This is a genomic window from Pseudomonas sp. OST1909, assembly GCF_015277575.1.
Lineage (GTDB): Bacteria > Pseudomonadota > Gammaproteobacteria > Pseudomonadales > Pseudomonadaceae > Aquipseudomonas > Aquipseudomonas synxantha_A.
Genome location: NZ_CP063780.1, coordinates 852090 through 877080, shown reverse-complemented (window position 1 = coordinate 877080; position 24991 = coordinate 852090). Strand labels below are relative to the sequence as shown.

Annotated in this window: 17 protein-coding genes; 12 read left to right on the top strand and 5 right to left on the bottom strand. The window is 60.3% G+C overall.

Features of this window, described 5'->3' with window-relative positions; all coding sequences use genetic code 11:
• Nucleotides 1-37: 37 nt before the first annotated feature.
• On the bottom strand, nucleotides 38-4624 hold the full coding sequence (locus IH404_RS03785; protein ID WP_194439966.1) for a DUF4329 domain-containing protein: 4587 nt from the start codon (nucleotides 4622-4624) through the stop codon (nucleotides 38-40).
• A gap of 282 nt (nucleotides 4625-4906) precedes the next feature.
• Here IH404_RS03785 and urtA point away from each other — a divergent pair, with 282 nt between their 5' ends.
• The 11 genes from urtA (at nucleotide 4907) to ureC (ending at nucleotide 14831) form a co-directional block, all read left to right on the top strand.
• On the top strand, nucleotides 4907-6172 hold the full coding sequence (gene urtA, locus IH404_RS03780) for an urea ABC transporter substrate-binding protein (RefSeq protein ID WP_005784337.1): 1266 nt from the start codon (nucleotides 4907-4909) through the stop codon (nucleotides 6170-6172).
• A 166-nt stretch (nucleotides 6173-6338) separates the two neighbouring features.
• On the top strand, nucleotides 6339-7841 hold the full coding sequence (urtB, locus tag IH404_RS03775) for an urea ABC transporter permease subunit UrtB (protein ID WP_194439965.1): 1503 nt from the start codon (nucleotides 6339-6341) through the stop codon (nucleotides 7839-7841).
• Nucleotides 7841-8908, top strand: coding sequence for an urea ABC transporter permease subunit UrtC (gene urtC / locus IH404_RS03770; RefSeq protein ID WP_005784333.1), 1068 nt, complete (start codon nucleotides 7841-7843; stop codon nucleotides 8906-8908). Before urtB ends, urtC begins: the two co-directional genes overlap by 1 nt.
• Nucleotides 8905-9738: an urea ABC transporter ATP-binding protein UrtD gene (gene urtD / locus IH404_RS03765; protein WP_087149500.1), complete on the top strand. Its 834-nt coding sequence runs from the start codon at nucleotides 8905-8907 to the stop codon at nucleotides 9736-9738. Before urtC ends, urtD begins: the two co-directional genes overlap by 4 nt.
• A gap of 12 nt (nucleotides 9739-9750) precedes the next feature.
• Nucleotides 9751-10449: an urea ABC transporter ATP-binding subunit UrtE gene (gene urtE, locus IH404_RS03760; RefSeq protein ID WP_005784329.1), complete on the top strand. Its 699-nt coding sequence runs from the start codon at nucleotides 9751-9753 to the stop codon at nucleotides 10447-10449.
• Between the two features lie 31 nt (nucleotides 10450-10480).
• On the top strand, nucleotides 10481-11320 hold the full coding sequence (locus IH404_RS03755; RefSeq protein WP_005784327.1) for an urease accessory protein UreD: 840 nt from the start codon (nucleotides 10481-10483) through the stop codon (nucleotides 11318-11320).
• A gap of 26 nt (nucleotides 11321-11346) precedes the next feature.
• Nucleotides 11347-11649 (top strand): urease subunit gamma, encoded by a 303-nt coding sequence (gene ureA, locus IH404_RS03750; RefSeq protein WP_003171437.1) that lies wholly within the window; start codon nucleotides 11347-11349, stop codon nucleotides 11647-11649.
• Between the two features lie 9 nt (nucleotides 11650-11658).
• On the top strand, nucleotides 11659-12171 hold the full coding sequence (locus IH404_RS03745) for a GNAT family N-acetyltransferase (protein WP_005784324.1): 513 nt from the start codon (nucleotides 11659-11661) through the stop codon (nucleotides 12169-12171).
• 5 nt (nucleotides 12172-12176) lie between these two features.
• Nucleotides 12177-12710 (top strand): GNAT family N-acetyltransferase, encoded by a 534-nt coding sequence (locus IH404_RS03740; protein WP_005784322.1) that lies wholly within the window; start codon nucleotides 12177-12179, stop codon nucleotides 12708-12710.
• On the top strand, nucleotides 12707-13012 hold the full coding sequence (locus tag IH404_RS03735) for an urease subunit beta (RefSeq protein WP_005784320.1): 306 nt from the start codon (nucleotides 12707-12709) through the stop codon (nucleotides 13010-13012). The genes IH404_RS03740 and IH404_RS03735 overlap by 4 nt, the downstream gene beginning before the upstream one ends.
• 118 nt (nucleotides 13013-13130) lie before the next feature.
• A complete protein-coding gene (gene ureC / locus IH404_RS03730; protein WP_194439964.1) occupies nucleotides 13131-14831 on the top strand; it encodes an urease subunit alpha in 1701 nt (566 codons plus the stop codon).
• Here the strand turns inward: ureC and IH404_RS03725 are convergent.
• Both IH404_RS03725 and IH404_RS03720 read right to left on the bottom strand, forming a co-directional pair.
• A complete protein-coding gene (locus tag IH404_RS03725; protein WP_194439963.1) occupies nucleotides 14828-20818 on the bottom strand; it encodes a DUF6543 domain-containing protein in 5991 nt (1996 codons plus the stop codon). The genes ureC and IH404_RS03725 overlap by 4 nt on opposite strands.
• Before the next feature lie 83 nt (nucleotides 20819-20901).
• Nucleotides 20902-21840, bottom strand: coding sequence for a DnaJ C-terminal domain-containing protein (locus IH404_RS03720; RefSeq protein ID WP_194439962.1), 939 nt, complete (start codon nucleotides 21838-21840; stop codon nucleotides 20902-20904).
• 238 nt (nucleotides 21841-22078) lie between these two features.
• On the opposite strand from IH404_RS03720, the gene IH404_RS03715 reads away from it, so the two are divergent.
• Nucleotides 22079-23347: an Hsp70 family protein gene (locus IH404_RS03715; protein ID WP_005784313.1), complete on the top strand. Its 1269-nt coding sequence runs from the start codon at nucleotides 22079-22081 to the stop codon at nucleotides 23345-23347.
• An 83-nt stretch (nucleotides 23348-23430) separates the two neighbouring features.
• Here the strand turns inward: IH404_RS03715 and IH404_RS03710 are convergent, their stop codons facing one another.
• A complete protein-coding gene (locus IH404_RS03710; RefSeq protein WP_005784311.1) occupies nucleotides 23431-24444 on the bottom strand; it encodes an AI-2E family transporter in 1014 nt (337 codons plus the stop codon).
• A 209-nt stretch (nucleotides 24445-24653) separates the two neighbouring features.
• A complete protein-coding gene (locus IH404_RS03705) occupies nucleotides 24654-24953 on the bottom strand; it encodes a PsiF family protein (RefSeq protein ID WP_005784310.1) in 300 nt (99 codons plus the stop codon).
• Between the last annotated feature and the right edge of the window lie 38 nt (nucleotides 24954-24991).

Below are 24991 nucleotides of genomic sequence, written 5' to 3'. Positions count from 1 at the left end.
GCCGGAGGCAGCCCGACACGAGCCCCGAACCGCGTGGTTAAAACTCATCCTTCTCTCGATGAAAACCATCGTCTTGCTTCGTCTGCTCCGGGAGAGCCATGGCACGGGGAGCGCCCTCAATCAAGCCTTTTCGTGTCCAGAAACTGCCAGCACGCACCACGTTCAACGTTCTGTAAGGCGTCATCAGTTCCAGCATCTCGCGGGCCTCATACGCACCTATGTGTTCGAACTGATGGACCATCGTCTCCTCCCGCGAGTCGACGCTGAAATCCGGGGTGTACCGTAGCAACCCGCCGTCGCGTGTCGACAGGTAGTAATTCTGAACGTCGAAATACCCTCTCAGGCCGCGGGTGTATCGCCAGATATAAATCCAGGAAATGAAGTTGACCCCCAGTGACTTGGAAGGGTCGTTCTTGCTCTGGGCAAAGTCGGATTTGTAAAACTGATGGGTCATGACAATACGGTGCCCGTCCGGGTACTCGGGAAGCGGCACATTGTGGTCGCTGGTCGAGATTCTGCTGGGCTTCCAGAAAAGGCGCTCCTCGGCACTGGGAACGGCGTTGGCGTCGTTGTCTACCAAAGGCTCGACGGCTACATAGGCACGCCTTAGCACATCTTCAAGAATCGCCCCCAGGTAATCGTTCCCTTTGTAGGGGCCGACCAGATGTTGCGTATAACGCGCGGCATCGTCCGAATGCAGGAAAACCGGGCTCAAGGCTAAACGAAAGTCATGGTAGGGAGACACAGGCGTCGCCTTGTACGGCACCCATTGCGCGGTGACCCAGGTGGTTTCGAACCAGAATGGGCTGCCCAGCAATACCCTTAGCTTGTTGCCTGCGGCGACCTTGCGAATGTAGTGCAGCAGCGGCACGGCTCCGCTGTGCAGTTCACCGCCGTAACGGGATGCTGCCTCCACGGTGGCCAGCTCGGCAGCCGGCCGGGTGGTGTCAAGCATCAGCAGCGCGCCATCGGCACATGAAAGATAAAGAGGCACACGGCCGTACTCAGCCGCCGCCAATCCTTTTAACAAGTCCAGTGGCCAGAAAAAATGAGCGGACGGGCTTGAATCTCCGGCCTGTGGCAGCACGCGGGCACGCAGGTAGACACCATAGACGGTGAACCCTTGAGGCAACTTCCCCTCAACAAATACATGGTTGAGCTTAAAGCCTTCGGCATCGTGCAGGGGCAACGGCAGCGTCCCCACAAAATGCGCCTGATTCGAGGACTTGAGAATAAAACCGAACGCCAAGTGATCGCGTTCCGGACTCAGGCGATGCACATAGCGTGCGACATCCAATGGCTGGGTGAACAGCGGGCTCAACCCTGCATCCGCTTGCGCCGGCACACCAGCGATCATTTCCAGCGCCTGGGAGTATGCCCTGAGGGCAGTCACGGTGCGCGACGGCCCCCATAGTTCACTGCCTTGCAGTACAACCAGTTCCCCCGCATAAGCCAACCGATTGACCCACTCTTCAGGTTGCAGGGTACAGTCACGAATCTGTTCTTCAATCGGGTTGTACCGATGCCATTGCGCTTGAGCAGAGGCCAGGTTGAGTTCGGCCGCCAACGCCAGTTGCCTCGCGCCGCCATCGAAACGATAACGCAGCAGCGCACCGTCGTTACACATCAAGTAGTCGATACGGGGGCTGGATGTTGCATCCCGGGCCCGCTCCCTGAGCACCTGCGTCACAAACGCAGTGGAGAACATATTGCGGTATACGTTCCATTGCGTATCGGTGGTCGGAAACTGCGGCTCGTATGCACTGCAGCTATGATAAAAAGCCACCACGGTACTGCCTCCCAGGAACAACCCCTTAGCCACCAACTCGTTTGAGCGAACCCACTGCACATCGAAGTTTTCGACGTGTACCACCAAGGGCTCGGTGGCGACGAACAGGCCTGCACTTGATCTGAGGATCAAGCCGCCATAGACCTTGTCCCGTCTCGCGCCCAGGCGCATCGAGGCATAACGTGCTGCATCGTCGGCACAGGAAAAGGCCGGGCTCAGACGGCGACGCAACACCCGTAAAAACGGCACCCAGTGCGCATCCACCTTGCCTGGCGTGCTCCAGCATTCACTCTCCAGGATCACGTGTAGCTGCCCGCTGCCGGCCACCCGCGAGACAAAATCGGTGGTGGATATCTCAGTGCTGTCGAGCCCGCGCTTGAGGGTCGACAGGCCCAGCTTCGTATCGGTGCCAAACACCCCATCACGGGTGCCGGCTTCATACGCCAACATAGCCCCTTCCAGCGTTGCGATATGCACCACCAGCCGCTGCGACAGCGGTAACCGTCGGACACCGACGTTATCGTAAAGGGCTGCGTGCAGATCGTCAGGCGCGATGAAATGGCGAGCCAACCAACGCCCGGAGGCCGACACATCCTCCGGCAAACGCACGGTGGATGCGTAAAAGCTGTCAACTTCAAACCCCACCTGCTGCAGCGGCTCGCCAAAACGGCAGGTATACAGCAACTGGTCGAGTAACTCGGCCGACACACTCTGCGTTACCGCGTACTGCTCCAGGGTTCGATGCCGCAGCACCACACCCAGGCCAACAGGGCTGCGCCCATAGCGATCCAGGGTGCGTTCATGCGCGTCCCGCACCGCCTCCGTTGCCGAGGCAAACACCGGGCCCAACAGGGGTGTTTCAGGCAGGCGCGACGCGTCAGTGCCCAACGCCGGCTCCCAGTCTTCGGGCAAATCGCCTACCGGGCCCCAGAGTGGGTTGGCAAGTACCACGCGCAACCGTCCCAGGTAAGCCTGCTCACGCACAAAGGCACTGGGCACAAGCATGCCTTGCGATAGCTCTCGCGCCACGGTGCTACTACCGGCCGAAGGCGTTACCCGCTCCAGCAACTCGCGTTCGGTATACGACTCAAGCGCTTGCGATGTATAGGCCAGCAAACTGTTTACCGAACCTGAAAGGTAGGCGCGCGCAACCACCTTGTGATTTGAGAGCAGCGTATAAATATCGGTGTCCATGAACATTTGCGCTGCGACTCGAGCCTCGTTGTCACGCAGGCTCTGAGCCGCATCAGGCTGTATTCTGGCGCAGAACAGGGCGTACAGTAGGCAGCCTGCCGTCAACATGATCGGCTCGCCCTGGGCGTCCAACGGGTAGACCGCATCCAGTGCAAAACGCGGCTGGTTTGTGCTGACAGGTTCAGTGACGACAAAACGTTGATCATCGCGCTGGAGAATCAGCGCAGCGCAGTTGGACAGACGACGGTAATCCAGTCGCCCATGGGCATACCTGGCCGCATCATCAGCCGTCACAAAGGCGGGGCTCAGCGGCGGCTGCCTATTGGAGTAGGGCTTCCAGCCTGACGTCAGGATCGCCTTTTCATCCCAGACATTACTGGTACGCAGGACCTCAAGCGCTCCAATCCCGGCAACCCGCAACACATAGTCGTGCGCCGACAATACGCCAGTACGCATGTGTTCTTCGCTGCCATCGTCTTTGAATACGCCCTGAGGATCCTCGACAAACAACGTCGTCTCCTGCTGCGAACCACGAAGGGTATACCGCAACAAAGCATGGTCACGGGTTTGAAAATACAGGCTCGTCGGGTAATCGTCGTTACGCACGCCGGTATTGGCTCGAAGCTGACCAATCCCCGCCGCCAACTGCGACGCCGAAAACATCACTTTGTACAGCCACGGTTGCGGCACGGCGGGCGCAACCTCCTGAACGGCCGGCACAGTGGCGTAAGCGCCCTGCACAGAGCAATGCTCAGGCAAGCTGACCCCGCCACTGGCCTGGGCTGGAAACAACGCCTTCAGAAGAAACCACGGTTGCGCTGCCTGCACCGGCCAGGTGGCGACATAACCTTGAGCACACTTGAGAATAAAGCCGCTGACCCCTGGCCCGGCTGCAGCCCTATCGTCCAAGGCCACCGTGGCCGCCTTTTCGGCTAGTGCATACACCCGAGTACACAACGGTAACGCTTCAACTTTTGACGTCACGGCAGTGCCAGGCGCCCAGGTCGAGGGGACCCTGCCCCGTACGCCGCCCCACTCATCAGTGGCCACCACCACCCACAGCTCACCTGCGGCGGCGCATTCAAGGATAAACGAATGCACAAACTTGTAGTGCCGAGGCGCCTGGCCATTCCATTCTTGCACCAACTGGTCGTGCAAGACCTGCTCGACGGCATTGCCGCTGGCGACATACTTGATCAAGGACCCATCCGGCCCCGACAGATAATGGACCGGCACCGACTCACCCATGGCGATGTTAAACAGCATTTCCGAAGAGGTGAACGAACCGAGGAGGAATCGCACCTGCGAGTCCGACAAGCCTGTGCTGCGCATCTGCTCATGTACGAACTGATGTGAGTGGTAAATCGCAACTACTTTGAACCCCTTGGGTGCAACGGGATGCCCAGACTTATCTGCTGATAACACCGTTTCAAAATAGAACCGAGGCATCTCGCCGTGGCGAGGTTCGGTCGCGCGGAAAAGCCCCTCTTTGTCCTGCAGTATCACCCCGCCGTACTCCCATTCCACGGTATGGCGGATACGGCGGTGCGCCCAATACGCGGCGTCGTCGGCACTGATAAAAGGTGGGCTCAGGGGAGGCAATTCAACAGGATGGCTTGGGGTGACGGCAATTGTGTCCATAAGGTACTCGCTGGCAAGAAGGTCCAAGGCACAAAAGGCGCGCCTGGTGGCCTCATCCTGGAACGCTCCTGCGTGACGCTAGCGCTGCATATCTATGCCTGCGCCCTTTTTAAGGGCTCTGCGCGCACTCGACGAGCTATACGGCGCCAAGTTGGTGCGCTGCATAGCCACCTTGGCCGGGCAACCCTCATTGATATTCACACTGCACGCCGTAGGCACAGCCTTTGCAAAGTGCTGAGTATCTGCCCCATAAAAAAACTATCGGTTTACGGAGATCGCACCATGCAGCGTCGCAGCTTGATCAAGGCTTTCACTTTGTCGGCATCCATTGCAGCCATGGGTTTGACCTGGACCGTCCAGGCCGCTGAGACCATCAAGGTCGGCATCCTGCACTCGTTGTCCGGGACCATGGCGATCTCCGAAACCTCGCTTAAAGACATGGCGCTGATGACCATCGACGAGATCAACGCCAAAGGCGGTGTGAACGGCAAGATGCTCGAACCGGTGGTGGTCGATCCGGCTTCCAACTGGCCGCTGTTCGCGGAAAAAGGCCGGCAGCTGCTGACCCAGGACAAGGTCGCCGTAGTGTTCGGCTGCTGGACCTCGGTATCGCGCAAATCCGTACTGCCGGTGTTCGAAGAACTCAATGGCCTGCTGTTCTATCCGGTGCAGTACGAAGGCGAAGAGATGTCGCCCAACGTGTTCTATACCGGTGCAGCGCCGAACCAGCAGGCGATCCCGGCAGTGGAATATTTGATGAGCGAAGAAGGCGGCAGCGCCAAGCGTTTTTTCCTGCTGGGCACCGACTACGTCTACCCGCGCACCACCAACAAGATCCTGCGCTCGTTCCTGCATTCCAAAGGCGTGGCGGATAAGGATATCGAAGAGGTCTACACCCCGTTCGGCCATGCCGATTACCAGACCATCGTCGCCAACATCAAGAAATTCTCCGCCGGCGGCAAGACCGCGGTGGTCTCCACCGTCAATGGCGACTCCAACGTACCGTTCTACAAAGAGCTGGCCAACCAGGGCTTGAAAGCCACCGAAGTACCGGTGGTGGCGTTCTCGGTGGGCGAAGAAGAACTGCGCGGCATCGACACCAAACCACTGGTGGGCAACCTGGCGGCGTGGAATTACTTCCAGTCGGTGGAGAACCCGGTCAACCAGAAATTCGTCGCCGACTGGAAAGCCTACGCCAAGAAGCACAACCTGCCGGGCGCAGACAAAGCCGTGACCAACGACCCGATGGAAGCCACCTATGTGGGCATCCATATGTGGGCCCAGGCGGCAGAGAAAGCCAAGTCCACCGACGTCGACAAAGTGCGCGAAGCCCTGGGCGGGCAGACCTTCGCCGCACCGTCGGGCTTTACCCTGACCATGGACAAGACCAACCACCACCTGCACAAGCCGGTGATGATCGGCGAGATCCAGGCCGACGGGCAGTTCTCGGTGGTGTGGCAGACCGAAGCGCCGATTCGGGCACAGCCGTGGAGCCCTTACATCCCGGGCAATGACAAGAAGCCGGATTACGCCGTGAAGAGCAACTAAAGTCCCCACGACTCTAATGTAGGGCATGGTCACTGTGGGAGCTGGCTTGCCTGCGATGCAAACAACTCGGTGTGCCTGACACACCGCAGCGATGCCATCGCAGGCAAGCCAGCTCCCACAGACAACCAGCGCCCACACTGTCCCCGCATGATCAGGACATTTTTGTATGCCCACTGCCCTCCACCGCTTCATCCTCGCCGTGCTGTTGTTGCTGCCTTTGGCCGCACACGCCAGCGACGCCGAAGACTTCATCAACGCCAACCCGATGCAACAAGCCAAGCTGCTCCAGGACTGGGCCGCCCAGCCTGACCCGGCGCGCATCGAACTGGTGGATGCCCTGCAACAAGGCCAGCTCAAGCTCAATGGCGAAACCAGGACCGTACGCCTGAACAACCGCCTGCGCGGCCTGATCGACAACGTTCAAGCCAGCCAGCAACTGCTCGCCGCCGACCCCAAGGTACGCCTGGCGGCAGCTCGAACCCTGCAAAAAAGCGCTGTGCCTGCGCAGTTGAAATTCCTCGACCAGCAGGTCGCCGCCGAAACCGACGAAGATGTGCACAGCGCCCTCAGCCTGGCCTTGGCCAACCTGCAACTGGTAGACACCGACCCTGCGGTGCGTCTGGCCGCCGTGCGCCTGCTCGGCAGCACCGGCGACCCGCTGGCACGCACGCGCCTCGAAGCGCTGCTCGCGCCGGGCGTGGAAACCGATGCCGCCGTGCACACCGCCGCCGAAACCAGCCTGGCCCAGGTCAAACGCAAACTGATGGTCGGCGAGATCCTCGGGCAGGCGTTCAGCGGCATGTCGCTGGGCTCGATTCTATTGCTGGCAGCACTAGGCCTGGCGATCACCTTCGGCCTGCTCGGCGTGATCAACATGGCCCATGGCGAGATGCTGATGCTCGGCGCCTACTCCACCTATGTGGTGCAGCTGATAATGCAGCGCTATGTGCCCCAGGCCATCGAGTTCTACCCGCTGATCGCACTGCCGGTGGCGTTCTTCGTCACCGCCGCCATCGGCATGGCCCTGGAACGCACGGTGATTCGTCACCTCTATGGCCGACCACTGGAAACCCTGCTCGCCACCTGGGGCATCAGCCTGATGCTGATCCAACTGGTGCGCCTGGTGTTCGGCGCGCAGAACGTCGAAGTGTCCAACCCGCAATGGCTGTCCGGCGGTATTCAAGTGCTGCCCAACCTGGTGCTGCCGTACAACCGCATCGTCATCATTGCCTTCGCGCTGTTCGTGGTGGTGCTCACCTGGTTGTTGCTGAACAAGACACGCCTGGGCCTCAACGTGCGCGCCGTCACCCAGAACCGCAACATGGCCGCCTGCTGCGGCGTGCCCACCGGGCGCGTGGACATGCTCGCCTTTGGTCTGGGCTCCGGCATCGCAGGCCTTGGTGGCGTGGCCCTGAGCCAGGTCGGCAACGTCGGCCCGGACCTGGGCCAGAGCTACATCATCGACTCGTTCCTGGTGGTGGTACTCGGTGGCGTCGGCCAGTTGGCCGGTAGCGTAATGGCAGCCTTCGGCCTGGGTATCGCCAACAAGATTCTTGAACCGCAAATCGGTGCCGTGCTCGGCAAGATCCTGATCCTCGCGCTGATCATTCTGTTTATCCAGAAACGCCCGCAAGGACTCTTCGCACTGAAAGGACGGGTGATCGACTGATGAATCAGCCATTGATGCTTACGGCCACACAAAAGGCCGGACCCAAGGTGACGATCGCCGTGGGCGCGGTGATCCTGTTCCTGCTGCTGGCGCTGCCACTGTGTTCGCTGCTGGCGACGGACAATCCACTGCATGTGTCGGCCTACACCCTGACGCTGGTGGGCAAGATCCTCTGCTATGCCATCGTAGCGTTGGCACTGGACCTGGTGTGGGGTTACGCGGGGATGTTGTCCCTGGGCCACGGTCTGTTCTTCGCCCTGGGCGGTTATGCCATGGGCATGTACCTGATGCGCCAGGCATCCGGCGACGGGTTGCCGGCGTTCATGACCTTTCTGTCCTGGACCGAATTGCCCTGGTACTGGGCGGGCACCGACAACTTTCTCTGGGCGCTGTGCCTGGTGGTGCTGGCCCCGGGATTGCTCGCGCTGGTGTTCGGCTTCTTCGCCTTCCGCTCGCGGATCAAAGGCGTGTATTTCTCGATCATGACCCAGGCCCTGACCTTTGCTGGAATGCTGTTGTTCTTTCGCAACGAGACCGGCTTTGGCGGCAATAACGGCTTTACCAATTTTCGCAGCATCCTGGGCTTTGGCATTACAGAACCTGGCACACGGGCGGTGTTGTTTGTGGCCACGGTGCTGTTGCTGGTGGCCAGCCTGTACATCGGCTGGCGCCTGGCGCAGAGCAAGTTCGGCCGCGTGCTGACCGCCCTGCGCGATGCCGAGAACCGCCTGATGTTCTGTGGTTACGACCCGCGCGGTTTCAAGTTGTTTGTGTGGGTGTTGAGCGCGGTGTTATGCGGGTTGGCGGGGGCGTTGTATGTACCGCAGGTGGGCATTATCAACCCCAGCGAAATGTCGCCGACCAACTCCATCGAGGCCGCCGTATGGGTCGCCTTGGGCGGGCGGGGCACACTGATCGGGCCATTGCTCGGCGCTGGGGTGGTCAACGGCATGAAGAGCTGGTTCACGGTGGCGTTTCCAGAGTACTGGCTGTTCTTCCTGGGGGCGCTGTTCATCATCGTCACCCTGTACCTGCCCAAGGGCGTTATCGGCCTGCTGAAGAAATGAGGAACGTCATGCTTGAACCTATTTTCGATGCGGGCAGCGGCCGCGATGCGATCGGTATCGGCCAGGCCGCAGGCAAAGGGCTCAATACCCGCCACGGCACCATCCTGACCCTGGAAGATATCAGCGTCAGCTTCGACGGTTTCAAAGCGCTGAATGACCTGAACCTGTATATCGGCGTCGGCGAATTACGCTGCATCATCGGCCCCAACGGCGCAGGCAAGACCACATTGATGGATGTGATCACCGGCAAGACCCGGCCCAGCCACGGCAGGGCCTGGTTCGGCGAAACCCTGGATCTGACCAGCATGAGCGAAGTGCAAATCGCCCAGGCCGGTATCGGCCGCAAGTTCCAGAAACCCACGGTGTTCGAAGCCCTCAGCGTGTTCGAAAACCTGGAGCTGGCGCAGAAGACCGACAAGTCGGTGTGGGCCAGCCTGCGGGCGCGCCTGAGTGGCGAGCAAAAAGACCGCATCGATGAAGTACTCGACACCATCCGCCTGACTGCCTCGGTGCATCGACCCGCGGGTTTACTGTCCCACGGCCAGAAGCAGTTCCTGGAAATCGGCATGTTGCTGATGCAAGACCCGCAACTGTTGCTGCTCGACGAACCGGTGGCCGGCATGACCGACGCCGAAACCGAATTCACCGCCGAACTGTTCAAGCGCCTGGCCGGCAAGCATTCGTTGATGGTGGTGGAGCACGACATGGGCTTTGTCGGCTCCATCGCTGATCACGTCACCGTGTTGCACCAGGGCAGCGTATTGGCCGAAGGGTCGCTGGAACAGGTGCAGGAAAATGAGCGGGTGATCGAGGTTTACCTCGGTCGCTAAGGAGAACTGAACATGCTGCAAGTCGACAAACTGCACCAGTACTACGGCGGTAGCCACATCCTGCGCGGGCTGTCCTTCGAGGTGAAAATCGGCGAAGTCACCTGCCTGCTCGGCCGCAACGGCGTGGGCAAGACCACCCTGCTCAAGTGCCTGATGGGCTTGCTGCCGGCCAAGGAGGGCGCGGTGAATTGGGAAGGCAAGGCCATCACCGGCTTCAAGCCGCACCAGCGTGTCCATGCCGGGATCGCTTACGTGCCTCAGGGCCGGGAGATTTTTGGCCGGCTGACGGTGGAAGAAAATCTGCTGATGGGCCTGTCGCGCTTCCCCGGTTCCGAAGCCAGGGAAGTGCCCGCGTTCATCTACGAGCTGTTTCCGGTGTTGCTGCAGATGAAGCATCGACGCGGCGGCGATTTGTCCGGGGGCCAGCAGCAACAGTTGGCGATTGGCCGCGCCCTGGCCAGCCGCCCGCGCCTGCTGATCCTCGATGAGCCCACCGAAGGTATCCAGCCGTCGGTGATCAAGGAGATCGGTGCGGTGATCAAGAAGCTTGCCGAGCGCGGCGACATGGCGATCCTGCTGGTGGAGCAGTTCTACGACTTCGCTGCCGAACTGGCCGACCACTACCTGGTGATGTCGCGCGGTGAAATCGTGCAGCAGGGCCGCGGTGAAAATATGGAGAGCGAAGGTGTACGCGGCCTCGTAACCATCTAATCTGTGGCGTCACGACATTAAGCCAAAAACCATGAACCTGCCCGTTTCCCCTGCCCTGTTCACCCCCAGCTGGCACGCCGCGCTGGAGCTCGGCTACGCGCGTTTCGGCGACACCACGCGCCCGGTATTGCGCCGCCACCTGGGCCCGCTGCGCGTGCAAAAGCACCTGTACGCCGAAGGCCCCCAGGTGTGCCAGCACATCATCGTGCACCCGCCCGGAGGAATTGCAGGTGGCGATCGCCTGGATATCAGCGCCCACGTCAGCGCCGGTGCCTGGGCGCAGTTGACCAGCCCCGGCGCAGCCAAGTGGTATCGCGCCAGCGGCCCGGCGTTTCAGCAAGTCGAGTTGACCGTCGAGGCCGGCGCGACGCTCGAATGGCTGCCTCAGGAAACCATCGTGTTCAGCGCCGCCCAGGCCGAACTGACCACGCGTATTGAGCTGCAAGGCGATGCGCGGTTGTTCTACTGGGATGTGGTCGCTCTGGGGCGCCCGGCCAGTGGCGAGCGGTTCGACCTCGGCCACTTTCAATCACACCTGGATATTCGCCGCGACGGCCAGTTGCTCTGGCATGAGCGCCAGCGCATTGTGGGCGCCGATGGGTTGCTGGATTCGCCCATCGGGTTGGACGGGCAGCCGGTGTTTGCCACGTTGCTGGTGACGGGTGAGGTCGACCCTGAACTGCTTGAACAATGCCGCTCGCTGCCCCACGCAGTGCGCGGCGATTTGACCCAACTGCCCGGGCTGCTGGTGGCGCGTTGCCTGGCCGAGGAAGCGCTGTTGGCGCGGGGGTGGTTGATTGATTTATGGCGATTGCTGCGCCCAGCCGTACTGGGCCGCGAAGCGGTATCACCGAGAATCTGGAGCACATGAAGAATGCATTTAAAGGACCTTGAACCATGGACCTGACCCCACGGGAAAAAGACAAACTGCTGATCTTCACCGCAGGCCTCGTCGCCGAGCGGCGCCTGGCGCGCGGTGTGAAGCTCAACTATCCGGAAACCATCGCCTATATTTCCGCCGCGTTGATGGAAGGCGCCCGCGATGGCCGCACCGTGGCCGACCTGATGCACTACGGCACCACCCTGCTCAGCCGCGAACAAGTGATGGAAGGCATCCCGGAAATGATCCCGGACATCCAGGTGGAGGCCACCTTTCCCGACGGCACCAAACTGGTGACCGTACACCAGCCCATTGCATGAGGCACCGCGATGATTCGTGATGCAACCGAACACGACCTGCCGGCGATCCGCGCTATCTACAACGACGCGGTACAGAACACCACGGCGATCTGGAACGAACAGCCGGTGGACCTGGCAAACCGCCAGACCTGGTTCAGCGCACGCCAGGCGCAGCAGTACCCGATCCTGGTCGCGGTGGAAAACGATGAAGTCATCGGCTACGCCTCATTCGGCGACTGGCGACCTTTCGAAGGCTTTCGCTATAGCGTCGAACACTCGGTGTACGTGCGCAATGACCAGCGCGGCAAAGGCCTCGGTCCACGCCTGATGCAGGCCCTGATCGAGCGCGCGCGCAGTTGCGGCAAACACGTGATGGTTGCGGCCATCGAAAGCGGCAACCAGGCGTCCATCCACCTGCATGAACGCCTGGGCTTCATCACCACCGGGCACATGCCGCAAGTGGGCATCAAGTTCGGCCGCTGGCTGGACCTGACCTTTATGCAACTGACCTTGAACCCGGGCGCCGAACCGCCCAAGGAGTGAGATCGATGAACGCTGCACAACTGCGTCGAGTCAATGCTGAAAGTTTTGCCCATTACCGCCTGGGCTTGATCGAGTTGTTGCTGGACGCGGTGCAGCATGGCGCGTCGGTGGGCTTTATGGCCGACTTCGATGAGGCCCAGGCCCGCGAGTATCTGACCGGCGTGCAAGCCGGTATCGAAGACGCCAGCCTGCTGCTGTGGGTGGTAGTACGCGACGAGCAGGTGATCGCCAGCGTGCAACTGGCGCTGTGCCAAAAAGCCAATGGCCTCAACCGCGCCGAAGTGCAAAAGTTGCTGGTGCACAGCAGCGCCCGCCGCCATGGCCTGGGCCAGCAATTGATGCACAGCCTGGAGCTCGCCGCACGCCAGCACAAGCGCGGCCTGCTGTATCTGGACACCGAGGCTGGCTCCGGCGCCGAAGCCTTCTATCAGTCGCTGCGCTACATCAAGATCGGTGAGCTGCCCGACTACTGCCAAAGCCCGGACGGGCGCTACAGCCCGACCGCCATCTACTACAAGACCCTGGGGCAACCGGCATGATTCCTGGTGAATATCAGATCCAGCCTGGCGAGATCGAACTGAATGTCGGCCGCCGCACCGTCACCTTGAGCGTGGCCAATAGCGGCGACCGGCCGATTCAGGTGGGCTCGCATTACCATTTTTTCGAGACCAATGACGCGCTGGAATTTGACCGTTCAGCGAGCCGCGGTATGCGCCTGAATATTCCGGCAGGTACGGCGGTGCGGTTTGAGCCGGGGCAGCGTCGGGAGGTGGAGTTAGTCGATTTGAGCGGCGAGCGCCGGGTGTTCGGGTTTGCCGGTCGGATTATGGGCGACCTCTAGGGCCTCATCGCAGGCAAGCCAGCTCCCACCTTTTGACAGTGTTCACAAATCAACATGTGAGGGCGGGCTTGCCCGCGATAGCGATCTCACATTCAACACAATTAATCAGGGCAACCCCATGAAAATCAGCCGCCAAGCCTACGCCGACATGTACGGCCCCACTGTCGGTGACAAGATCCGCCTGGCCGACACCGAGCTGTTTGTCGAAGTCGAACAGGACTTCACCGTCTATGGCGAAGAAGTCAAATTCGGCGGCGGCAAGGTGATCCGTGACGGCCAGGGCCAGAGTCAGTTGCTCGCCCATGAGGTAGTGGACACCCTGATCACCAACGCGCTGATCATTGATCACTGGGGCATCGTCAAGGCTGACGTTGGCTTGAAGAACGGACGCATCCACGCCATCGGCAAGGCCGGCAACCCGGATATCCAGCCCGGCGTGACCATGGCCATCGGCGCCAGCACCGAAGTGATCGCCGGTGAAGGCATGATCCTCACTGCCGGCGGCATCGACAGCCACGTGCATTTCATCTGCCCGCAGCAGATTGAAGAGGCGCTGACCAGCGGCGTCACCACCATGATCGGTGGCGGCACCGGCCCTGCCACTGGTACCAATGCCACTACTTGCACATCCGGCCCGTGGCACCTTGCGCGGATGCTGCAGGCCAGCGACTCGTTCCCGATGAACATAGGTTTTACCGGTAAGGGCAACGCCAGTTTGCCGGAGCCGTTGATCGAGCAGGTCAAGGCCGGCGCCATCGGTTTGAAGCTGCATGAAGACTGGGGCACCACACCCGCCAGCATTGATAACTGCCTGAGCGTGGCCGATCAATACGACGTACAGGTGGCGATCCACAGCGACACCCTTAACGAGTCCGGCTTCGTCGAAACCACCCTCGCCGCCCTCAAGGGCCGCACCATCCACACCTACCACACCGAAGGTGCCGGTGGCGGCCATGCGCCGGACATCATCAAGGCCTGCGGTTTCCCCAACGTGCTGCCCAGCTCCACTAACCCGACGCGGCCGTTCACACGCAATACCATCGACGAACACCTGGACATGCTGATGGTCTGCCATCACCTGGACCCGAGCATTGCCGAAGACGTGGCCTTCGCCGAGAGCCGCATCCGCCGCGAGACCATCGCCGCCGAAGACATCCTGCACGACCTCGGCGCATTCTCGATGATCAGTTCCGACAGCCAGGCCATGGGCCGTGTCGGCGAGGTGATCACACGCACCTGGCAGACCGCCGACAAGATGAAAAAGCAGCGCGGCGCCCTGCCCGGCGACGGTCCCGGCAATGACAACTTCCGCGCCAAGCGTTATATCGCCAAGTACACCATCAACCCGGCAATCACTCACGGTGTCAGCCATATCGTCGGTTCGATTGAAGTGGGCAAGTGGGCCGACCTGGTGCTGTGGCGCCCGGCGTTCTTCGGCATCAAGCCGACCCTGATCCTCAAGGGAGGCGCGATTGCCTCAAGCCTGATGGGCGATGCCAACGCCTCGATCCCCACGCCACAACCAGTGCACTATCGCCCGATGTTCGCCAGCTTCGGCAGCTCGCTGCATGCCACCAGCCTGACCTTTATCAGCCAGGCCGCCCAGGACGCCGGCCTGCCCGAGGCCCTGGGATTGAAGAAGCAGATTGCAGTGGTCAAGGGTTGCCGCGATGTGCAGAAAACCGACCTGATCCACAACGACTACCTGCCGGATATCGAGGTTGATCCACAGACCTATCAGGTCAAGGCCGACGGGCAGTTGTTGTGGTGTGAACCGGCCGATGTGCTGCCCATGGCCCAGCGCTACTTTTTGTTTTAGGTAACCACCTCAGCCACGTCCAGCGGATGCTCAAGCAACTCCTGACGGGTCAGTGTCTCGATCAGCACCGCCTCGCTGATCTGCAATTGCGCCTGAAGCTCTCTGGCCCGTTGATCGTAAAGAGCCTCGGTGATCGCTTTGGATTCAAACCTGCTCCGCAAGTCTTCCAACTGGTCGTGAAACGGAGTGCGCAGTTCGTCAAATTGCACGGGGTATTTGCCTTTCAGGTAATCCTGCCAAAAGTCCCTGGACAGCAGCGCCTGAAGCTCTTGCGCAGAGTTATCCAGGGCTTTGATCGTCTCATAGGCAGTATCGAGCATTGATGAGGTAACGCCGCCCAAGTTTGTATGCACGACCCCCTGCGGCTGCCCCGGTAGCTGGAGCCGATCCTTGAGGCCGTAACGGTACGCCAGTCGGATCTCAACCTCTTCGTCCAGGCGTTCGGTATGGGGCAACTTGTCGTCCGCCGACACGCTGGGGTCATTGACGATGGCTTCGCTGCGCTGGATATCCGCCGACGCGATCTTGTCCACTTCGTGCAGGCGGAACAAGCCCCTGGATAACCTTGCCAATTGCAGGCCCTGGGTCTGATCGGTGGCCTGCAAACGAGCCTTGTAGGCCAGCGTGCGCACTTCCAGGTTACTGAAGGAGAAAGCCGCAAGGTCACAACACCCTGGCTCGCCGGCCAGGTCGAGGAGTTCCGTGCGCAGGGTTTTCGATTCGACGGTGTCCTGGGTGATGCTTTCGATCACTTCCCAGACGCGGCGCTGCATGTCAGCGTGGTCGGTGACAGTCGGTTCCAGACGCTCAAGGATGTCAAAAAACGGGGCGACCCTCGGTATGCGCTCCAATGCCCCCCATAGGAGTCGTTTGCTACTCGCGTCTTGCGGGGACATGCCTTGGGACCAACGCAGAAATGGATCCTGCGGGCCGTCTGCGGATGCCTCACGGTCAGGGGCAATATCAGCCGTCAACCGTAGCGTGTTCGGAAGATCCTCAGACATCAACCCGGCTTCCTCAAGGCGCCGGCTATATTCGTGGACTTGTCGCCGGGTTTGCTCGGTCAACGGGTTCTCGCTGATATCCGTCACACGAGTCACGCGCGCCGTCTGCGCCAACTGCTCATCCGACGGTGCAATGACTGAGTCCGGGATAGTGGTAATACTGTTCTCGCTCAGATCGACCCGTAGCAGGTTCGTCCGTTCAACCAATCCTGCAGGCCAGGTATCAATCCCCGCATTGCTCATCTGCAAGGTACGCAAATCGGTCATCTGGCTGAAATCCGGCGTCAGGCCGAGGAAGTTATCATCGAGTATCAAGTCACGAAGTGTCGATCGCGAGGACAGGAGAGCAACCGACTCGGCAGTCAAGCGGATGCGGTTGTTTTGCAGAGACAAACGGGTCAATTCGTTCATATTCCCCACGGCTGGCGGCAACTCGAACAAATGGTTATCCGACATGTCCAGCGAGCGCACACCGCGGCACTGCGCCAGGAAACGTTCTGGTGACGTGCGCAGGTTCAGATGGTTCAGTTTGAGTACCGTCGGACGGATGAAACTCTCGCCAAGGTCGGGCAGGCTCGGCAGGCGCAACCCACTAAGGTCCAGTTCGATATCGATGAGCGTACCGTCGCTGGCCGGAACGAGGGGGTTATCCGCTCTCCAGCAGTTCGTGATACGGCGCGTGGCGTGATAACGACCGTTGAATTCCAGCAGACGCTCATTTGGCCCGACGCGCTCATTACTCTGACGCTCGATGGAGAGGTTCCAGGCTATTAACTGACGCTTGAGCGCTTTAAATTCCTGCTCACGCTGGGCCAGCACGGCATCAGCGCGCTCGCCCAGCGCCCAGATCATCTTCCGGGATACGAGCACGCCATTGTCGGGATAAAGTTTCTGCATGACCGCAAGCCTTGGGTTACCACTGTCAAAGGCACCCTCAAGGGCTCCTTGCAGCAGTTCGGGCCGTGTTTGCGTCAGCGTCTGCCAGTAGCGATCGAACTGCTGCCAATAGTCGGTGGGAAACCTATTGCCCTCAAGGAGCAGGACGTTGTTTGTGCGAGCGATCGCTTCAACCTGTTCAGGCAGGGGTGTCAAATGTTCTGGTGGAACCGCCTGCAGGCGGTTTTCGGATAAATCGACACGTCTCAATCCAGTCAGTGCGGTTAATCCCGAGGGCCACTGCTCAATCTGCGCATTCCTCAGGTTCAACTCCGCCAGGTCTGGCATACCACTGACATCGGGGGCTACACCCAGCGGGTTACTGCGCAGATCAAGCGTCACAAGGGTGCTGAGGTTGCTCAGCATACGGCTGGTTGGGGGGGTCGACTTAAGATTATTGCCGGTCAGGTTCAACGAAGTCAGGGAGCGCATTTCACCGATAGCGCCGGGTAACTCGGTAAGCCCGCAACCGATCAGGGCCAAATGCTTGACGTGGGTGAACGATGCAAGGAAAGCATCAGACTTGCCGGTCCAACGGGTACCGTAGATCTCAAGTCCCTCAACGTGGCTGAAGTCGGCGCTGAGTAACGGTAGTTCCAGATCGCCCCTCATCATCAGCTTCAGGGGGCCTTGATTCATACGCCGCCAGTGATTCTTGATCTCTCTGGCTAAATCGGACGCGCCGGGAAAGTCGGCATCGCCAGGCGGCCCACTGGCGTAAACCCAGGTATCCAACTCCCTCGTCAACGTTTTGAGCTCAGTCTTCCAGTGTGTCAACCCACCGTCGACATCGTCGCCCAATGTGAGAACAAACGCATCGACGGCCTCCTCGTCCATCAAAGGGAACAGATCGGTGACCTGCTCGTGCACTAAATCGACATCGCTATCGCTGGACGCCTGTCGGCTGGATCCGCCGCCACCGCCAAGTAGTCTCAGTGTCGAATCAAGCGTCGGTTTGCGCACCGGATGCTCCAGCAACACCGTGCGCAGCGGCTCACGAGGCAACGGCGATTGCTGGATCGCGGCCTTCAACTGCTGTGCATCGGTGACCCCAAGGCTCTGGCGTTCGGAGGTGGACAACAAGTCCCAGATCGCTCCAAAAAAATCCCTGGGCATGGGCGCTTCGAACAACCCATTGTCCTTGAGCACCAGGGTCTTGGTGGTGGTTGAATCCGGGGAACCGATGGCATCCAGCAGCGTGCCTTGGGCCGAGTAGTGACGCAACTCCACCCGCGTTCCGCGCTGCCATCCAGGCAAGATTTCCAGGGTACGCAAGGCCAGACGCTGGCTATCAATACCTGCCAGCGTGTCCAGGTACAGGCCTTCATAGGCACGTGATACGCGAACTTCCTGCTCAAGCCACCTCGCCTGTTCAATGCTTTCCTCGGGCAGAAACCCGCTATCCCGAAAGGTCTGCAACTGCTCAGCCCTCAGCCTTCTGAGCAACTCAGTGGCCATCGACGCCGGCAGCCTGGGGTAAGTCGCCATGACCAGGCGTACATCAGGATCGTTCGTGGCATTCAAGGCCTGGTAGCGCTCTTCGACCAGCGAGCCCTTAAAGGTATCGACGACGTTGGCGATGTGTTCACGCAGCTTGCCGGCCCGCACCGCCAGCGACTCTTCGGCACTGCCGGGGATTTCCCTGAGCGCCGGTTCCACGCCTTGCAAGCTGTACAGCACCTGATTGAGCAACTCACCGCCCGCCAACTGGCTTTCACTGACCTCCACTACGCGCCTGGAGGCGTCCCCGAAGGTCTCCTCCCACAACACCCTGCTGTTGCTGCCACTGACCCTGACCCGTAACGGCGCATCAGGCAACATCCCTCGTCGACGCATGATTTGCAGTTGCAGCACGGGGTCGGCTTGAGCATAGACAGCCGGGTCGCTACTTTTCATTTGCTCGACAAACGTCGTCAGTTCCTGATGAGCCTTGAAGTGCTGGATCGTGTCATCCAACAGCAAAGGCACCGGGTCATGCTCAACAAACGTCTGGCGCAAGACGTCTTCCTCGACACCGCTGGCCATACGGGCCTGTTCCAGCGTTTGGGCGTCAAGCCCACGCTGTTCCAGCCCCAGGCGCCTCATCAGGGTCGGTTTGTCCCAGGTCAGCGGCTGCTCGAACTCATGGCTCCAGACGCCAGCATGGTTATGTTCCAGCACCGGCTCATACGCACCAGGGCGGTTGGGGTGCTGGATACGATACTGGCCGGTGACGGAGTTCTGCCCAACCCGGTAGTGGTCACCCTCATGGGGCAAAATCAACTGGCCGTCGTGCGAGTAAAGGCCCAAAGCGTCTGGCTTGGCACCTGCGGCCAGTTCGACAGGCACCTTATAGGGCGCAAGATCAGGCTTGCACAGGCGAGTCTTGCCGCCGGGCAACGTGACGGTTTTGAGCCGTTCAATGAACGGTGACACTGTGAAGTGGAACGCCACCGCCTGCGCCGCCAGTGTCGCCAGGTTTTCCAACACATCGGTGATGTGCGCCCAGCCTGCCTCACGGTCGCCTTCGCTGAGTTCGGTCGCGCCTTCAAAGACCTCATAAAGCAGCTGACCAGCCATCACCCCGGCCATCACCAGGCCCAAGGGTGGGACGGCCATCCCCACCAGGTTCAGGCCGAACATGCCGATACTCAGGAAATGGGCTGCGCGCCTGGAACTGGATGCCTTGTCAGCATCCTCAGTGCTCACGGCCTGGTTTTGGGCATCATTAAACAGTCGCGTGCGCAGACTGGCATGGCGATACACCCACAGGTCCGCAGCCCGCCAGAGGCCGGCGATTTCGATTGCCTGAATGTTGAATTCGGGGGCGGTTATCGGAACGCGCACAGACGGTTGCGGCTCCCCCAGCGACGAGCCGGAGGTAAAAGAGGGGGCCGTCAGTAAACGCCCCCATTCCGACCGCAGCCACTGTGAGCCGAACGGTTGGGGGGGCGCATCCACCGCCAGCTCGGTCAGCCTGCGGTAGTAGTAAGCGCGATCCTTATCGGCGACAAACCGGGCAAAAAACTCCTGGTACTGCGTCGTTTGTACACCCTTCGAACGGTCGGCCCCCTGGCTGGTGCTCGCGGTCAGGCGATCAGTCAATTCGTTGCGAAACTCATTAAACGTTTCATAACGCTTGATGGGGTGGTCGGGGTGGTCAGGGATGTAGGCGATAACCCAGCACGAATAACGCTGCTTGGCGCAGGGGTCGATGATCAGACAGTCATGCAGGTGCAGGTTCATCAGGCTCAAGCAACGGTAACCGACCGCCTGGTTATCGACCATGATGTCCTTTTCACCAGCCGCCACACGCATCAGCAACGCGTAATCGGTGGCACCGATATCCCCCTTGAGCAAGGCCAGATACGCCGCCGCCTTGAAGGCATCTTTCTGGTGGCGGGTGGAGCGATCCCGAAACTCGGCGCGGACCCGTACATCATTAGGCCTCAACTGCGCCCTGAGATAAGCCTGGTATTGACGCCCCAAATCAAGGTCACGGCATAGCTGGGCGAACTCATGAATTTTCAAGGTCGTGGCGTGGCGTTCAAAGTGCCCAAGCGTATCCGGCTGGGTGATAAATCCCGAGACACTGTCGAAAAAATCCTTCTTAGCCTCCCGCGCCTCAAAGTTGCCCAGGGCAGCCTTGAGCAAGGAGAACGTCTTGCCCCTGACCCCCCCGGTTTTTCTGCCAAAGGCATCCTCAACCGGCACATACAGGCGCAACCAGGTTTGATTAACGTCCAGCGCATGGCCGGCAGCCTTCAATGCCGCTTCCAATAATGGCTGGGCGAATGCTTCCAGCGCCTGGACTTTGCTCAGGGATTTCTCCAGCTCATTCAGGGAGTGGCAACGGCTCTCCAACAGTGTGTTGAGCTGATCCTTCTGCGCTTGAGATGTGGCGCTGTACCACTCGGGGATAATCGCAGGTGTCTGCTTGAGGGCCGTGCGCCGCTCGGGTGAACTGCTGACCAGGCAGGACGGGATCGCCTGTTTGATTAACGCGTAGTGTTTTCCCTGCTCACCGGGCGGGAGCGTGGAGGGGGCTATAGCCTGAAGATCGGGCATGGGATGACAACCTTGTTATAAGAAAGATTGTCATCCTATGCAGCGCCGTTTTTGCGCTGGTGCCAACTATGTAGCCAGCCTGCTCAGAAGTGTTCGCGAGGATTGAACGCTGCCTTCTGTGCCAGCTCCTGCCACAGCGCCTTGACCTCCTCATCACTGCTCTTGGGCATCACGGCCTTGAGCTGCACAAACAGATAACCGCGCTGCCCGGCCTTGTTCAGCAGGCCATGGCCCTTGGCGCGCATGCGCTGGCCGTTCTGGCTACCGGCGGGGACCTTGAGGTTGATCTTGCCGGTGAGGGTCGGCACTGCCACTTCCGCGCCCAAGGCCAACTCCCACGGGGCCAGCGGCAGGTTGATGATCAGGTTTTCGCCATCCACTTCGAACCTGGGGTGCGGCGCAAACTTGATGATCAGGTACAGGTCGCCATTCGCTCCGCCACCGATGCCCGGTGCGCCCTGCCCTTTGAGGCGGATGCGCTCGCCGTCAGCCACGCCGGCGGGGATCTTCACGTTCAGGCTCTTGGTGGTGTTGCTCACGTGCCGGCCCGAGGCGTCGTATTGCGGCACCTGGAAGTTGATCTGCTTGGACTCGGTAGACAGTGTCTCTTCAAGGTGCACCGTCAGTTGCATCTCGACGTCCTGGCCCTTGCGCCCGGCAGGCCGGCGCTGGCCGCCACCGAAGGCATCACCACGGCCACCGAAGATCGAGCTGAAGAAGTCCGAGAAGTCCTCGGTGCCCGCACCGCCACTGTACCCACTACGACTCTGCCAGCCCGGAGGCCCCTGAAACGGCTGGCCATGCTGGCCGTATTTGCGCAATTCGTCGTACTCGGCTCGCTTGTCGGCGCTTTTAAGCGCTTCATAGGCTTCGGACGCGTCCTTGAATTTCGCTTCGGCGTCTTTTTCCTTGCTCACATCGGGGTGATATTTGCGCGCGAGCTTGCGATAGGCAGCCTTGATTTCCTTGTCATCGGCCGTCGGCTCGACACCCAGAATCTTGTAGTAATCTTTGAAATCCATCGACGGTTCACCATCCTTTATCGAGATCGCACTGCCCGGGGCGCAACGTGCGCTGGTTTGCACCTGGTGAGGGTTGCGGCCTGGGGGTACGTCAAAGTGTTATCGGCATCAGCCGTATGTAACAGATGTGGGGGCAAATCCCGTACTTTCAAGCGCGATTTAACGGATGGTTGGCCTACGCAAGCGCTTGCGACTGGCATACACTGCGCGGCCGTTTTTCAACCGGAACCCGATAGACATGAAAAACCCATCCCCAGCCCGTGCCTGCGGCATTGACTTCGGCACGTCCAACTCCACCGTCGGCTGGATCCGCCCCGGCGAGGAGACGCTTATCGCGCTGGAGGACGACAAGATCACCTTGCCGTCGGTGGTGTTCTTCAACTTCGAGGAGCGCCGCCCGGTGTACGGTCGCCTGGCGCTGCACGAGTACCTGGAAAACTACGAAGGCCGGCTGATGCGCTCGCTCAAGAGCCTGCTGGGTTCCAAACTGATCAAGCACGACACCAGCGTATTGGGCACGGCCATGCCGTTTACCGACCTGCTGGCGCTGTTTATCGGCCAACTCAAGAGCCGCGCCGAGGCCACCGCTGGCCGTGAGTTCGAGGAAGTGGTACTGGGCCGCCCGGTATTCTTCGTCGATGACGACCCGATGGCCGACCAGGAAGCCGAGAACACCCTGGTGGACGTGGCGCGCAAGATCGGCTTCAAGGACATCTCGTTCCAGTACGAACCGATTGCGGCGGCGTTCGACTACGAGTCCACCATTGAAAAAGAGGAGCTGGTGCTGATCGTCGACATCGGCGGTGGTACCTCCGACTTCTCCCTGGTGCGCCTGTCGCCGGACCGCCGTCACAACGACAACCGCCAGAGCGACATCCTCGCCACCGGTGGCGTGCACATCGGCGGTACCGATTTCGATAAGCAACTCTCGCTGGCCGGCATGATGCCGCTGTTCGGCTACGGCAGCCGCATGAAGAGCGGCGCCTACATGCCTACCAGCCACCACATGAACCTGGCGACCTGGCACACCATCAACTCGGTGTACTCGCAAAAGTCCCAGCTGGCCCTGGGCAGCATGCGCTACGACATCGAAGACACCGGCGGCATCGACCGCCTGTTCAAGCTGATCGAACAGCGCGCCGGGCACTGGCTGGCGATGGAAGTGGAAGAGACCAAGATCCAACTGACCCAGGCAGACAGCCGCCATGTGCCACTGGACCGTATCGAAGCCGGCCTGAGCGTGGACCTGAGCCGGGCGCTGTTCGAGTCCTCCATCGACAACCTGCTTGAACGCGTGCGCGGCAGTGTCACGCAACTGCTCAATGACGCCTCGGTGAGCGTGGCCCAGGTAGACACGGTGTTCTTCACTGGTGGTTCCAGCGGTATTCCGGCACTGCGCCACAGCATCTCGGCGATGCTGCCGAATGCGCGGCATGTGGAAGGCAATATCTTCGGCAGTATCGGCAGCGGGTTGGCGATTGAGGCCAGCAAGCGTTATGGGTCTTAAGCGGTAAGTTTTCAGCTGCAAGCGGCAAGTAAAAGCCAAGCTGCTTCCACTTGCAGCTTGCAGCTTGTAACTCGCATCTGCGCCTAAACCATCCCACCCAACTTCAGCTCACTCTTCAGATACGCATAATAAATCGGCCCCGCCACCACCCCCGGCAAACCGAACGCGGCTTCAAACACCAGCATCGCCAGCAGTAACTCCCACGACTTGGCACTGATCTGCCCGCCGACGATGCGCGCGTTGAGGAAATACTCGACCTTGTGGATCACGATCAAATACCCCAGCGCCGCCACCGCCACCCAGATCGACAGCGACAGCGCGACGATGGTGATCAGGGTGTTGGACATCAGGTTGCCGATCACCGGTAGCAAGCCGAGCAGGAAGGTCAGCACGATCAGGGTTTTGGTCAGCGGCAGGTGAATGCCGCACAGCGGCAGCACCACGGCGAGGAACACGGCGGTGAAAGCCGTGTTGAGCGCGGCGATTTTGATCTGGGCGAAGACGATGTTCCGAAACGCCTGAACCAGCAGATGCAAACGGTCGAACAGCGCGGCGGCCAGGGGTTTGCGTTTGGTCAGGTCGGGCACCCGTTGCAAGGCGATGATGGCGCCGAGCACCATGCCGATCAGCAAAGTGACGAACATATGGGCGGCGTCTTTGCCGACCAGTTGCAGTTCGCTCAAGTGCTTGCTCATCCAGTCGCCGATGGCCACGCGAAACTCGGCGGCGCTGGCGGGCAGGTAGGCGTCGATGAACGGCGGTAACTGGCCGCGTGCGCGGTCGACCACGCCCATGAATTTATCCAGGGAAGCCCCGGGGTTTTCCGCTTCGTGAAGCAAAAAACTGATGGCCCCGGCGAAGATCAGGGCGAGCACGCTGACGATCAGGGTGCCGAGCAAGGCCACCGCCAACCAGCGCGCACGCCGGCCTTCGATCAGCCGTTGCAGTTGGGGAGTGAGCATGTTGACCAGTTCATAGACCAACAGGCCGGCCAGCAGGCTGGGCAGCAATTTGAGCGGCAGCACCAGCAGCAACCCGCCGAAAATGATGATGTAGCTGGCCAGCAACAACACATGACGCTGAGAAAACGTTGGCATACAGCCTCAAAACGAACGGCGTTAAAGGATGGGCAGTCTGCCAGCGTTGCAGGCATCAAGCGAGGGGAGACGACTGTGAATGCGATCAAGTGTGGGAGGGGGCTTGCTCCCGATTACGGAGGATCAGCCAATGACTCGATTGACTGACACGGCGCTATCGGGAGCACGCCCCCTCCCACATTCGATCTGCAGCGCCTGCGAAATCGTGATTAACCTTTGAGGCAGGTGCTCATGAATGTTTTACGCGCATCGCCGGTCAACGCTTTGGTTTTAGCCGACGCATTGCAGTCCTTCATCTTCTGCTGCTGCGGCGTCAGGGTCTTGGCATCGTTGGCGGCAGGCGCCGACAGGCAGGTCTTCATGAAGGCCTTGCGGTCATCGCCCTTGAGGGTCTTGGTGGTGGCTTCGGCATTGCAGGTGGTCATTTTGTTCTGCTGGGCAGTGGCGGCAAAACCTTGGGAACACAACAGCAGGCCCATCATCAACAACGGAATACGCAGCATCTTCATGGAGTTTTCTCCCTGTTACCGTGCCGACGGGCACGGCC